This is a genomic window from Nesterenkonia sp., from assembly GCF_029265375.1.
Taxonomy (GTDB): domain Bacteria; phylum Actinomycetota; class Actinomycetes; order Actinomycetales; family Micrococcaceae; genus Nesterenkonia.
In genome coordinates, this window is sequence record NZ_JAJUJJ010000009.1 from 58,822 (window position 1) to 71,400 (window position 12,579).

Below are 12,579 nucleotides of genomic sequence, written 5' to 3' on the forward strand. Positions count from 1 at the left end.
GGTGCTGCAGCAGTGGGATAGAGGTGTGGACCGGGAAAGAGAGTTTCAGCAGCGCTACCGCGCCGTGGCAGCCCGCGATGCTCGGTTCGACGGCCAGTTCTGCTTCGCTGTCACCACGACCGGCATCTACTGCCGCCCCTCCTGCCCGGCCAGGACCCCCAAGCCGGAGAACATCACGTTCTTCAGCACCTCGGCGGGCGCCCATGAGGCGGGGTTCCGGGCATGCCGCAGATGCCTGCCCGAGGCTGCTCCGGGCACTCCCGAGTGGAACCTCAGGCAGGACCTGGCGGCCCGTGCCATGCGGCTGATCCGCGAGGGCATCATGAACGGCGGCGGCGTGGCGGAGCTGAGCAGCGCGCTGGGCTACAGCTCGCGTCAGGTGCATCGGGCCCTGACCGCCGAGCTCGGGGCTGGGCCGCTGACCCTGGCGCGCGCCCACCGCGCCCAGACGGCCAGGACGCTGCTGGTCAGCACCGATCTGCCGCTCTCCGATGTGGCCTTCGCCTCCGGCTTCTCCTCCGTCCGCCAGTTCCACCACACCTGCCGCCAGATCTTCGACTCCACCCCGGCAGAGATCCGCGCCCGACGACGTCGTCGTCTCCCAGGGTCTTCCCGCACCCAGGCTGCTGCAGAAGCGGCCCCGCTCACTGTGGAGATCGAGCTGCCGGTGCGGGCGCCCTTCGACGCAGCCGGAGTCTTCGGGTTCCTGGCCGAGCGCGCACTGCCCGGAGTGGAGGCTGCTGAGATCAGCCCGAAGCGTCTGCGCTACGCTCGCACACTGCGGCTCCCCGGTGGCCCCGGCGCCCTCGAGCTCACCTCTGCGGCCGGCGGTGTGCAGGTCCGCTGCGAGGTCAGCACCCTCTCCGATGTGCCTGCCGCAGTCGCCGCCGCGCGCCGGCTGCTGGATCTCGACGCCGATCCTGCCGCAGTCGATTCCGCACTCAGTGAGGATCCCGCGCTTCGGCCGCTGGTGGAGCGCACCCCGGGCATCCGGCTGCCCGGCACAGCCGACGCCCATGAGTACCTCATCCGCGCGATCGTGGGGCAGCAGATCTCGGTGGCCGCGGCCCGCACCCAGCTGTCCCGGCTGGTGGCACGCACCGGCACCGGATACGTCTCCGGCTTCGCCGGACTGGATACGCTCTTCCCCAGCAGCGAGCAGATCCTGGCTGCGGTGGAGGATCCGGGTGAAGGACCGCTGGATCCCCACCGCCCGCTGCGGCTGCCGGCCCGCAGCCTCCGCACTGTGCGCGCGGCCGCGCAGGCGCTGCTCAGCGGAGAGATGCAGCTGCATTCCGGGGCCGAGCCTGCGCAGATGCGCCGCCAGCTCACTGCTGTTGCGGGGATCGGCGAATGGACTGCCAGCTATCTTCAGCTGCGCGTGCTGGGCCACCCGGACACGTGGATGAGAGGGGACGTGGCGCTGATCGCCGGGGCGCAGCACCTGGGTCTGCTCGGCCCTGCAGCTGCTCGGACTGCCGCGCAAAGTGGGGGTGGCCCGCAGCGGGCCGCCCACCACTGCAGCGCCCAGCACCGGAATGCACAGCACCGCCAGCTGGCCGAGCATGCTCAGCGCTGGGCACCGTGGCGCTCCTATGCGGCGATGCACCTGTGGGCCGCCGCCTCCCCATCGAAAGGACACACCGATGAGCACTGAGCTGACCGTGGGCCGCATCTCCACCCCTGACGGCGTATTCACCGTTCTCACCGATGAGAGCTCCGTGCTGGCCTCCGGCTGGACCGAGGACCCCCTGGCTCTGCATGCGCTGATCCACCCGAGCCTGCGCCGACCGGTGGCCCCGGCCGGCTCTGCAGCGGAACCGCCTGCCGGGATCGCGCAGCAGGCGCTGCAGGCAGTGGCCGCCTACTACGACGGCGACCTCAGCGGGATCCTGGACGTCCCGGTCCGGCAGCGCTCGGGCCCCTACCGGCAGCGCGCCTGGGAGGTGCTGCGTCAGGTAGGGCCCGGCTCGCCGCTGAGCTACGCCGCCTATGCTGCCCGCACCGGCAGCCCCGGGGCGGTCCGCGCAGCGGCCGGAGCCTGCGCGGCGAACGCGGCAGCGCTGTTCGTGCCCTGCCACCGGGTGATCCGCAGCGACGGCAGCCTCGGTGGCTTCCGCTACGGTCTGCCGGTCAAACACAGCCTGCTGCAGCGGGAGGCCCGCAGTGCCTGAGACCCGGCACACGGAGGTTGAGACAGTCAGCGCCGGGGTGCCGCAGGAGCCGGTGGCAGTCCCCGAGCCGATCCGGCAGCTGGCCGGGGCTGCGCAGGTGCGGCCGATATGGCGCAATGAGCTGGGCGGAACCACCTTCGCACTGGGCTCCGACCGATACGCCAAATGGCAGCCGCACACTGACCGGCATCCCGAGCACGTGGACCTGCAGGCAGAGGCGCAGCGCACCACGTGGGCCGGCCGATTCACCGCGGTGCCGCAGGTGCTGCAGACCGGGACCAACGACGACGGCGCCTGGCTGCTCACCGCCGCAGTGTCCGGCACCTCTGCCTACCACCCGCGGTGGCGCAGCGAGCCGGAGACTGCGGTGCGGGCCATTGCGGTGGGGCTGCGCCGTCTGCACGACGCGCTTCCCACCGACTGTCCGTTCACCTGCCGATGGGCGGCCCCTGGACTCGACTCCGGCGCCGAGGACGTGGTGGTCTGCCACGGCGACCCCTGCGTGCCCAACACGCTGCTGGACCGCGACGGCCGCTTCGCCGCACACGTGGACCTGGGCCAGCTGGGGCTGGGCGAGCGATGGGCTGATCTGGCGATCGCCAGCTGGAGCATCAGGTGGCCGGTGAACTTCGGCCGCAGCTACGACGACCTGTTCTTCGCCAGCTACGGCGTGACGCCGGATCCGGACCGCATCGCCTACTACCGGGACCTGTGGGAGGCCGGATCATGAGCCGACTGCGACCGGGCCTGCTGTCCGAGCTGGGTGCACAGCTGCCGGTGATCGCCGCCCCTATGGCCGGAGGGCCCACCACTGCGGAGCTGGTCGTCGCATCAAGCACCGTCGGGACGCTGGGCTTCATCGCCGGCGGATACAAGACACCTGATCGGCTGGCCGATGAGATCCACCAGGTCCGCGCCCGCACCGAGCTGTTCGGCGTCAATCTCTTCGCGCCCAATCCCGTCCCGGTGGACGCCGAAGCGTTCGGCGCCTACCGGACGGCGCTTCAGCCCTGGGCCGACCGATACGGGGCTGAGCTGCCGCAGCAGCCGCAGGAGGACGACGACGCCTGGGACGCCAAGCTGCAGCTGCTGCTGAAGGACCCGGTGCCGGTGGTCAGCTTCACGTTCGGGCTGCCGCCGCAGCAGACCATCCGCGCCTTCCAGCGCGCCGGGACTCGGGTGGTGCAGACGGTGACCAGCCGGGCGGAGGCCCAGCAGGCCGCCGCAGCCGGCGTCGACGCCGTGGTGGCCCAGTCCCCGTGCGCCGGCGGCCACTGGGGAACCTGGAGCCCGGGAGGGTCGGTGCCGTCCATCACCGCGGCCCAGCTGGTGGCTGAGATCTCACCGGTGGTGCCGTGCCCGGTCTGGGCCGCAGGAGGCCTTGCCACCTCTCACTCCGTCCGGGAGGTGCTGGCATCCGGTGCGGAGGCTGCCTGCGTGGGGACCGCGCTGCTGCGCTGCCCGGAAGCCGGCACGCAGCCGGCCCACCGGCGCGCTCTGGCCAGCGCGGCCTATGCGGAGACCGTGGTCACCAGCGCGTTCTCCGGGCGCCCCGCCCGGGCTCTGCGCACCGAGTTCACCGACGCCATGACCCCGGCCGCTCCCCTGGGGTTCCCTGCTCTGCACCATCTCACCACCCCGCTGCGCCGGGCCGCCGCTGCCGCCGGTGACCCCACGGCGCTGAACCTGTGGGCCGGAACCGGGTGGCGGCACGCCGCCGAGGAGCCCGCCGCAGACGCCCTGCGCAGGCTCGCCGGCGCCTGAGCCGGCACGGGCGGACGGAATCAAGCGGGGGTGAAGGAAGTTGAGCTGACAGTGACCACCACCGAATCTCGCGAGCCTGCCCTCCGGCACCTGCTGCCGCTGGCCGCCATCGTGCTCACTGCGCTGATGTGGGCCTCCACCTTCGTGCTGATGCGCTGGGCCGCACCGGACATCTCCCCCGGCCCCCTGGCGCTGATCCGGCTGACAGCCGGTTCGGCGACCCTGACAGTGCTGCTGCTGTGGGCCCGCCGAGGACGGATCCGCCTGCCCAGCGGCCGGGCCCTGTGGCTGACCGTCGCCTTCGGTGTCAGCTGGTTCGCCGTCTACACGCTGGCCTTCAACTGGGCCGGGCATTTTCTGGATGCCGGCACTGTGGCCATGGTGGTCAACATCGCCCCGCTGCTGGTGGGGGTGGGCGCAGTGGTGCTGTTCAAGGAGACTTTCTCCCGCGGCCTCTTCCTGGGAATGCTGGTCTCCCTGGGCGGGATCGGGCTGATCACCGCGGCCGGCAGCGTGGGTCAGCTGGCCCTGACCGGATTGGCCGTGGCCTTCGCCGCCGCGCTGCTCTATGCCGCAGGAATGCTGCTGCAGAAGCTGGTGCTGCGCGATGTGGACCCGCTGACCGCCACCTGGCTGGGATGTATTGCCGGGGCCGCTGCGCTGATGCCGTTCGCCCCGCAGACCGTGGCTGAATGGGAGGGTCTCAGCACCGCAACGCTGGCGGCGGCGGTATATATGGGGATCGGGCCCTCCGCTCTGGGTTTCTGGTTCTGGGGCTATGCCATGAACCATTTCCCCACCGGCCGGGTTGCCTCGGCCACTCTGGCCGTCCCGGCGGTGGTGGTGGGGCTCTCTGCGGTCACGCTGGGCGAGATTCCCCCGCCGCTGGCGGTGGCAGGCGGCGCGATCTGCCTGGCCGGAGTCGCGATCTCCCAGCTGAGCCGCGGGCGGCGTCGGGCTGTTCCCCCTGTCCGGGTCTGACCGTACGATGGGCTCACACCGTCGCTGAGGGAAGGAGCAGAAGATGACTACTCAGCACGGCGGGTCCCAGCCGCGAGCCGGACGCTATGTGGTGGTGTTCGACACTGCCGACGCCCAGATCCTCCAACACGATGCGCCTGCGCTGCTGCGCGCCGAGGGCTTCTCCACTGACTGGTACTTCCCCCGCCTGGGAATCGGCGTGGTGGACGGTGAGTCTGAGCACCTGGCTGCATTCAGCGGGCGCTGCGCAGAACGGCGCCAGCCTATGCGCTACGCCCCGGAGCTGACCTACTACGCGATCTCCCCGCAGACCGCGGAGTATGCAGACACCGAGGAGTTCACCTGGGGTCTGCAGGCGGTCGGAGCCGCACAGTCCGGCGCCACCGGAGCAGGCATCCGGGTAGCGGTGCTGGATACCGGATTCAGCCCGGACCATCCGGACTTTGCCCGACGGGCGGTGACGGTGGAGTCCTTCATTCAGAGCGAGAGCCCCGAAGACGCCCACGGGCACGGCACCCACTGCATCGGCACAGCCTGCGGACCGCGGCAGGGCAGGCCGGGCTACGGAGTGGCTCCGGAGACGGAGATCTACTCGGGGAAGGTGCTCGGTGACGACGGCTCCGGATCTGACACCTCGATCCTGGCCGGCATCGATTGGGCCCTTCAGAACGACTGCGCGGTGATCTCGATGTCACTGGGTGCTGATGTGCGCGAGGTCCATCCGCCCTATGTGGCTGCCGGACGGCGCGCCCTGGAGCAGGGTTCGGTGATCATCGCGGCTGCCGGGAACAATGCCAGCCGCAGCGCCGGTGATCCCGGCTTCGTCGGGGCGCCGGCCAACAGCCCGGCAGTGATGGCAGTAGCCGCAGTGGATTCGTCCCTGCGGATCGCGGACTTCTCCTCCCGGTCGGTGCCGGAGGAAGGCGGAGAGGTCAACCTGGCCGGCCCGGGAGTGGAGGTCTACTCCTCCTGGACCGGCGGCGGGCACCGCAGCATCAGCGGCACCTCTATGGCCTGTCCGCACGTCTCCGGGGTGGCGGCGCTGATCGCCGAGACCACCGGCGCCCGTGGCCAGGAGCTCTGGGACGCGCTGGTCGACTCGGCCGTGGAGCTGGATGAGCCTGCCGAGGACGTCGGCGCCGGGCTGGTGCGCGCACCAGACTCCGAATCGCAGGACTGATCCGCAATGGGCCAGGAGTGGATCATCACCCTCGCGGATGAGCACCTCGACCGGATGGACGAGGTGGTGGCGCAGCTGCGCGAATGCGGAATGGAGATCGGGCAGGTGCTGCGTTCACTGGGGCAGGTCACCGCATCCGGCGATGAGGCCTGCGCCCGTCGGGCTGCTGACGTCTCCGGGGTGTCCTCAGTGGACGCTTCGCGTCAGATCCGCCTCTCCCCGCCGGATTCAGAGGTGCAGTAGCCGGCTCAGAGCTGCTCTTCGACCCGACGGACCTTCTCGGTCAGCTGATTGGTGTGCCCGGGGCGGATATCGGCTTTGACCACCAGACTGACCCTCGGACTGGTGGCGACCACTGCGTCGGTGGCTCGCCGGATGACGTCAAAGACCTCGTCCCACTCGCCTTCCACCAGGGTGAACATGGCGTTGTACTCATAGGGCAGCCCAGAGTCTTTGACCACTGCAATGGCCTCGGCCACGGCCCGAGCGACGGAGCCGTCGTCCTCGGGGTCGGCGGTGGTCGGTGCTACGGAGAATGCGACTAACATGTCTGAGACCTCCTACGGTATGGGTGCGGCCAGCCTACGCCGGGACCCCGGGCTCTTTGAACCCCTGCCGCAGGGGCCCAGCGACGCTGTGCCGGCCGGCCGGTCTCCTCAGGGCCGTGCAGAACGTTCTCTAGCGGCTGGGCTTCTGCTCAATGATCGGGGTGGGGCGGGTCGGCGGGGAGCTGAGGTACTCCAGCGGCTCCTCATCCTGGTGCCGCGGTCGCCCGCGGCGCAGGCCCAGTTCGTAGCCTGCCAGGGCGGTGACCCACAGCGCGGTGATCGGCAGCACGAACCAGAGCATGGCGGCGCTGAAGGGCTCCAGCACATCGTGGGCCGAGGCGGAGAGCACCAGGTAGACCACATATGCCACATACATGCAGGCAAGCAGGCCGCCCTCCATCTGGCCGATGGCCTGCCCGGTGAACGCCATCGGCAGCAGCACCAGTGCCACGGCCAGCATGACGGGCAGGTCGAAGTTCACCGCGGCCGGCTCCACTGAGATTCCGATGGGAGAGATGATGCTGGTCAGGCCCAGTACTGCGCCGAGGTTGAAGATATTCGAGCCCACCAGGTTGCCCACGGCCATATCGCGCTGTCCCCGGATCGCAGCGATCACTGAGGTCGCCAGCTCCGGCAGCGAGGTGCCGATGGCCACCACGGTCAGGCCGATGATCAGGTCACTGACTCCCAGGGAGGCAGCGATGCTCGTCGCCCCACTGACCAGGAAGCGGGCGCCCAGCACCAGCAGGCCCACGCCTGCCAGCACGAGTATGAGGTCCACTGTGGTGGAACCCAGTGTGGTGGCACGCAGCCTGGAGGTCAGCCGCCCGCCCGGGCTGGCGGCCAGCACCTCTTCTACGGCCAGCTCTGCCTCTGTTCCGCGGGCGCGTTGGCGCCGTGCGTACCACAGAGTGCCGACCAGGTAGGCCAGCAGCATCGCGAACAGCAGCACACCGTCCCCGGTGGAGAAGTCGCCGTCGAAGGCCAGCACCAGGGTCAGCACGGACAGGCCGATCATCACCGGGATATCAGCTTTGATGAGCTGGACCTTGACCATCAGTCCGCCGAAAAGTGCGGTGAGGCCCAGCACGAAGAGAATATTGGCAATATTGGAGCCCACTACATTGCCGACCGCTAGGCCCGGAGTTCCGCTCAAAGCGGCGCCGACGCTCACCGCCAGCTCCGGCGCCGAGGTGGCGAAGGAGACCACGGTCAGGCCGATGACCAGCGATGAGAGCCCTACGGTCTTCCCCAGGGACGCCGCTCCGCGCACCAGCGCTTCGCCTCCCAGCACGAGGAGCACAAAACCGCTGATCAGCAGGAGGAGACTCATAAGTGTCACTCTCCCAGCTTACCCCGAGCTGAGCACAAGTATTAGACGAAAGTAGACATCGTCTCAGGTGGGAGCATGTGCTGTGCCCGGGGCTACGATGGACTGTGGCACCCGCCGTCCCCAACAGAAGGAGCACTCGTGGCCATTGAGTCGGAGAAGGTCATCCCGCACAGCGCGGACGCGATTGTGGAGGCCTATGCCTCCCGTGAGTTTCACCAGCACCTGGCCGGCAAGGTCGGCTCGCAGCTGAAGAGCTTTGAGTCCAGCACCACGGCCGAAGGCGGCCGCAGGATTGTCAGTATGCAGGCGATGAGCGTGGACCGGCTTCCCGATATTGCGCGCAAGGTCCTGAAGGGGACGGTGACTGTGACCATCACCGACACCTGGAGTGCGCCGGACAGTTCAGGCTCGCGCCGCTCAGAGACGGTGGTCGACGTCGCCGGAGCCCCGGTGAAGGGCACCGCCTCGCAGACCCTGCATGCCCGCGGTGAGACCGAGACCCGCGCCACTGTGCGTGGTGAGGTCGAGGTGAAGATTCCCATTGTGGGCAAGAAGGTGGCATCGGCCGCCGAGCCCTATATCGCCAAGTTCGTGGAGCTGCAGGCCAAAGAGGTCTCGGCCTTCCTCAGCTCGCGGTGAGGCTGCGCCGGCCGCTCAGTGCACTCTGTTCTGAGCGGCCGTCAGACCTTCGGTGAGCAGCAGCTCGACGGCGTCGGCGGCACGCCCGACCAGCTGCGGCAGCTCATCGCGCTGTTCGGCGGAGAAGTTCTGCAGCACGTAGTCGGCGGTGTCCATCGCCCCGGGCGGACGGCCCACCCCCACGCGGACACGCAGGTAGTCGCGCTGCCCGCCGAGGTGCTGGGTGATCGACTTCAGTCCGTTGTGCCCGCCTTCGGACCCGCCGCGCTTGAGTTTGATGCGGCCGAAGTCCAGGTCGACCTCATCGTGGACCACCACCAGCCGAGCCGGATCCACCGAGAAGTAGTCCATCAGGGCGCGCACCGGCTTGCCCGAGTGGTTCATATACCCCTCGGAGACGGCGAAGAGCACCTTGGGCCCGGCGGCTGAGAGCCGAGCCCCCACGGCTTTTGCCCCCACTTTGGTGCGGGTATAGCTGGCGCCCATGCGTTCCAGGAGCTCATCGAGGACCATGTGCCCGATATTGTGCCGAGTATGGCGATAGCGGGCCCCGGGATTGCCGAGACCCGCTATCAGCCAGGTGTCTGAAGCCATAGCGTCCAGACTAGTCGAGGGTGAGGATCACTCGCTGTCCTCGCCGGACTCCTCACCGGACTCTTCGCCTTCGGCCTCCTCGGCGGCCTCTTCGCCCTCGGCCTCAGCCTCGGCGTCCTCGTCCTCCAGCGGCTGCTCCTGCGGCTCGTAGATGGAGACGATCGGGGACTCCAGGTCGGTCAGGGCCAGCTCGGCGCCCTCGGGGAGGATCAGAGCGTCCGGAAGCGCGTTCTCGTCGCGGTCGGTGATGTCGATGCTGATGGACTCCGGCAGGTTGAGCGCATCGGCCTCCACCGGGACGGTGGGCTGGTCCAGCATGTACTCGAATCCTGTGGCCGGCTCGCCGACGACCTCGACGGGTACGTCGACCACGATCTTCTCGCCCTTGCGGACTGCCAGGAGGTCCAGGTGCACGATGAACGGCTTGATCGGGTCGCGCTGGATGTCCTTGGGCACCACCAGCTGCTCCTCACCCTCGATGTCCAGGGTGATCAGGGCGTTGGGGTTGCGCACGGCCAGGGAGGTCTCGTGGCCGGGCAGCAGCACGTGGCGGGGGTCATCGCCGTGGCCGTAGATGACGGCGGGAATCTTGTCGGCCCGGCGCGCGCGGCGGGCCGAACCCTTGCCGAACTCAGTGCGAGTCTCAGCGGAAATCTGAATCTTGTCTGCCATGAGAGGTGTCCTTCGTCAGTGATGCGGTCTCATCGCCAGGCTGACGGAAGGAGTGAGTCGACGGCGCAGATCGCGCCGGAATGATCCCACCCTGTCGATCACGGGGCTGCGTCACCAACGCGGCCCCCTCGCCTGGGCACAGCGCACGAGTCTAGCACGGGCGCCCAACCGCGGGCGATCGGTGCTCAGGAGCGACCTTCGAACAGGGTGGTGACCGAGCCGTCGGTGAAGACCTCGCGGATCGCGCGGGCCAGGATCGGTGCGATCGAGAGCACAGTGAGCTGCTCGAAGCGCTTCTCCGGAGGGATGGGCAGCGTGTTGGTGACCACCACTTCCCTCGCCCCACAGTTGGAGAGCCGCTCGGTGGCCGGTGCGGTGAGGATCGGATGGGTCGCAGCGATGATGACGTCCTTCGCCCCGGCCTCCTTGAGGATGCTCACGGCCCCGGCAATCGTGCCGCCGGTGTCAATCATGTCATCGATCAGCACGCAGGTGCGGCCCTCGATCTCCCCGACGACCTGCTTGGACTCAGCCTTATTGGGCTGGGTCAGATCCCGGGTCTTGTGCACGAATGCCAGCGGCACCCCACCCAGCCGGTCGGCCCACCGCTCAGCCACGCGGACCCGGCCGGTGTCCGGGGAGACCACGGTGACCTCGTCGCCGGCGACCTGCTGGCGGATGTAGTCGGCCAGCAGCGGGACGCCGAAGAGATGGTCGACCGGACCGTCGAAGAAGCCCTGGATCTGGTCGGTGTGCAGATCCACGCTCATAATCCGGTCCGCCCCGGCGGCCTTGTAGAGATCGGCCACCAGTCGGGCGGAGATCGGCTCGCGGCCCCGGCCCTTCTTGTCCTGACGGGAGTAGGGGTAGAACGGGGAGACTACTGTGATGCGCTTGGCCGAGGCTCGCTTCATGGAGTCGATCATGATCAGCTGCTCCATCAGCCAGTTGTTCAGCGGAGCCGGATGCGACTGCAGCAGGAAGACGTCCTTGCCCCGGACTGATTCGGAGGAGCGCACGTAGATCTCTCCGTTGGCGAAGTCGTAGGCGCTCAGGGGCAGCAGCTCAGTGCCCAGCTCATCGGCGATCTCCTGAGCCAGCTCCGGGTGAGCCCGCCCAGTGGCGACCACCAGCGTCTTCTCCGTGCTCTGCCTGATTTCATCCATGCGTCTCTGCCCTCAACTGTGTGTTGTGACTACTGCCGGCGGTCGCCGTCGTCGTTGTTCTGAGCCCGTTCAGCAGCCTGAGCCGAGGCTGAGCCCGGGCGTTTGCTGCTCACCCAGTTCTCCGCGTTGCGCTGCGGAGCCACCGAAAGGGCCAGGGCCCCGGGCGGCACATCCTTGCGCACCACAGCCCCGGCACCCGTGTAGGCGCCGTCGCCGACCTCAACCGGGGCGACGAACACTGTATTGGAGCTGGTCCTGACATGCGAACCGATGACCGTGCGGTGCTTGTTCTCACCGTCATAGTTTGCGGTGATGTTCCCGCAGCCGATATTGGTGTGCTCCCCAATCGTTGCGTCCCCGGCGTAGCCGAGGTGGGAGAGCTTGGAGCCGCGTCCGATCTGGACATTCTTGGTCTCGTAGAACGCGCCGATCTTGCCGTCTGCCCCCAGCACTGTGCCCGGGCGCAGATAGGTGAAGGGTCCGACGACGCTGCCGGGGCCGATCTGGGCGCCCGCACCGTGGGTGCGCATCACCTGGGCGCCCTCTCCCACGGTGACATCGGTCAACGTGGTGTCCGGGCCCACCACCGCGTCGCGGCCGATGTGTGTGACACCGTGCAGCTGGGTCCCCGGCAGGACGGTGGTGTCCTCCTCCAGGGTGACAGTGGCGTCTATCCAGGTGGTGGCTGGATCCACCACGGTGGTGCCGGCGCGCATCGCAGCGGTGACCGTGCGCCGGTTCAGCTCTGCGGCCAGCGCCTGCAGCTGTACACGGTCGTTGGCTCCTTCCACCTGCCAGCGGTCCTGGGTGACCAGGGCGGAGACGCGTCCACCGCGGCTGCGGGCGATGCTGAGCACATCGGTGAGATACTTCTCCCCCTGGGCGTTGTCGGTGGACACCTCGCCCAGAGCGGCGCTGAGCATCTGGGCGTCGAAGGCGTAGATGCCGGAGTTGATCTCGCCGATCCGGCGCTGCTCCTCAGTGGCGTCCTTATGCTCCACGATCCCGGTGACTTCCTCGCCCTGCCGCAGAATACGACCGTAGCCGGCGGCGTCGGCGAGCACTGTGCTCAGTACGGTCACCGCATTGCCGCGGCCCTCATGCTCGGCCACCAGCTCGCTGAGCAGCTGCGGACTCAGCAGCGGCACATCCCCGTAGGTGACCACCACAGTTCCGGTCTGCGCCGGGGATCCCGCCTCAGCCAGAGCCTGCAGGCCGCACTCCACCGCGCGGCCGGTGCCGGGAATCTCGTCCTGGTCGGCCAGCAGCACCTCGGCGTCGTGCTCGGCGATATGGGCGGCGACCTTCTCCCGCTGATGGCGCACCACGGCCACCACGTGCTGCGGGTTCACCGCCCGTGCGGTGCTCAGGGCGTGTCCGATCATCGACACCCCGCCGAGGGTGTGCAGGATCTTCGGAGTCCGCGATTTCATGCGGGTCCCGGCTCCGGCTGCGAGAACGATGACGGCAGTGGGGCCGGACTGCGACGCAGCGGACTCGGTCACGGGTGGCTCCTGTCGACGATCAT

14 protein-coding genes are annotated in these 12,579 nt (G+C 68.7%); 8 read left to right on the forward strand and 6 right to left on the reverse strand.

The window, feature by feature from the left end; genetic code table 11:
* The first annotated feature begins 25 nt into the window (after positions 1 to 25).
* From Q1K09_RS05485 to Q1K09_RS05515, 7 genes are read left to right on the forward strand one after another with little or no spacing between them, the layout of a single operon-like run.
* Positions 26 to 1,657, forward strand: a complete 1,632-nt coding sequence (locus Q1K09_RS05485; RefSeq protein ID WP_300343876.1) for an AlkA N-terminal domain-containing protein — start codon at positions 26 to 28, stop codon at positions 1,655 to 1,657.
* Complete coding sequence (locus Q1K09_RS05490) at positions 1,647 to 2,174, forward strand: methylated-DNA--[protein]-cysteine S-methyltransferase (RefSeq protein ID WP_300343877.1); 528 nt, start codon at positions 1,647 to 1,649, stop codon at positions 2,172 to 2,174. The genes Q1K09_RS05485 and Q1K09_RS05490 overlap by 11 nt, the downstream gene beginning before the upstream one ends.
* Positions 2,167 to 2,904: an aminoglycoside 3'-phosphotransferase gene (locus Q1K09_RS05495; RefSeq protein WP_300343878.1), complete on the forward strand. Its 738-nt coding sequence runs from the start codon at positions 2,167 to 2,169 to the stop codon at positions 2,902 to 2,904. The genes Q1K09_RS05490 and Q1K09_RS05495 overlap by 8 nt, the downstream gene beginning before the upstream one ends.
* Positions 2,901 to 3,938 (forward strand): nitronate monooxygenase, encoded by a 1,038-nt coding sequence (locus Q1K09_RS05500; protein WP_300343879.1) that lies wholly within the window; start codon positions 2,901 to 2,903, stop codon positions 3,936 to 3,938. The genes Q1K09_RS05495 and Q1K09_RS05500 overlap by 4 nt, the downstream gene beginning before the upstream one ends.
* Before the next feature lie 51 nt (positions 3,939 to 3,989).
* The gene (locus Q1K09_RS05505; protein ID WP_300343880.1) at positions 3,990 to 4,919 is read left to right on the forward strand and encodes a DMT family transporter; all 930 of its coding nucleotides are present in this window, start codon (positions 3,990 to 3,992) and stop codon (positions 4,917 to 4,919) included.
* A 43-nt stretch (positions 4,920 to 4,962) separates the two neighbouring features.
* Entirely contained in the window at positions 4,963 to 6,099 is a 1,137-nt protein-coding gene (locus Q1K09_RS05510; protein ID WP_300343881.1) for a S8 family serine peptidase, read from the forward strand.
* A 6-nt stretch (positions 6,100 to 6,105) separates the two neighbouring features.
* Positions 6,106 to 6,342 (forward strand): hypothetical protein, encoded by a 237-nt coding sequence (locus Q1K09_RS05515; RefSeq protein ID WP_300343882.1) that lies wholly within the window; start codon positions 6,106 to 6,108, stop codon positions 6,340 to 6,342.
* A 5-nt stretch (positions 6,343 to 6,347) separates the two neighbouring features.
* Here Q1K09_RS05515 and Q1K09_RS05520 read toward each other — a convergent pair whose 3' ends face one another.
* Positions 6,348 to 6,647, reverse strand: a complete 300-nt coding sequence (locus Q1K09_RS05520; protein WP_300343883.1) for a thiamine-binding protein — start codon at positions 6,645 to 6,647, stop codon at positions 6,348 to 6,350.
* Positions 6,648 to 6,777: 130 nt separating this feature from the next.
* Entirely contained in the window at positions 6,778 to 7,980 is a 1,203-nt protein-coding gene (locus tag Q1K09_RS05525) for a calcium/sodium antiporter (protein ID WP_366909043.1), read from the reverse strand.
* 138 nt (positions 7,981 to 8,118) lie between these two features.
* Between Q1K09_RS05525 and Q1K09_RS05530 the strand changes: the two genes are divergently transcribed.
* Positions 8,119 to 8,619, forward strand: a complete 501-nt coding sequence (locus tag Q1K09_RS05530; RefSeq protein ID WP_300343885.1) for a DUF2505 domain-containing protein — start codon at positions 8,119 to 8,121, stop codon at positions 8,617 to 8,619.
* A gap of 15 nt (positions 8,620 to 8,634) precedes the next feature.
* Here the strand turns inward: Q1K09_RS05530 and pth are convergent, their stop codons facing one another.
* From pth to glmU, 4 genes are all read right to left on the reverse strand, one after another.
* On the reverse strand, positions 8,635 to 9,213 hold the full coding sequence (gene pth / locus Q1K09_RS05535) for an aminoacyl-tRNA hydrolase (RefSeq protein ID WP_300343886.1): 579 nt from the start codon (positions 9,211 to 9,213) through the stop codon (positions 8,635 to 8,637).
* Between the two features lie 27 nt (positions 9,214 to 9,240).
* A complete protein-coding gene (locus Q1K09_RS05540; protein ID WP_300343887.1) occupies positions 9,241 to 9,885 on the reverse strand; it encodes a 50S ribosomal protein L25/general stress protein Ctc in 645 nt (214 codons plus the stop codon).
* A gap of 185 nt (positions 9,886 to 10,070) precedes the next feature.
* Positions 10,071 to 11,051, reverse strand: coding sequence for a ribose-phosphate diphosphokinase (locus Q1K09_RS05545; RefSeq protein WP_300343888.1), 981 nt, complete (start codon positions 11,049 to 11,051; stop codon positions 10,071 to 10,073).
* Positions 11,052 to 11,080: 29 nt separating this feature from the next.
* Positions 11,081 to 12,556 carry a bifunctional UDP-N-acetylglucosamine diphosphorylase/glucosamine-1-phosphate N-acetyltransferase GlmU gene (gene glmU / locus Q1K09_RS05550; RefSeq protein WP_300343889.1) on the reverse strand — a complete coding sequence of 492 codons (1,476 nt, stop codon included), beginning with the start codon at positions 12,554 to 12,556 and terminating at the stop codon, positions 11,081 to 11,083.
* Positions 12,557 to 12,579: the final 23 nt, after the last annotated feature.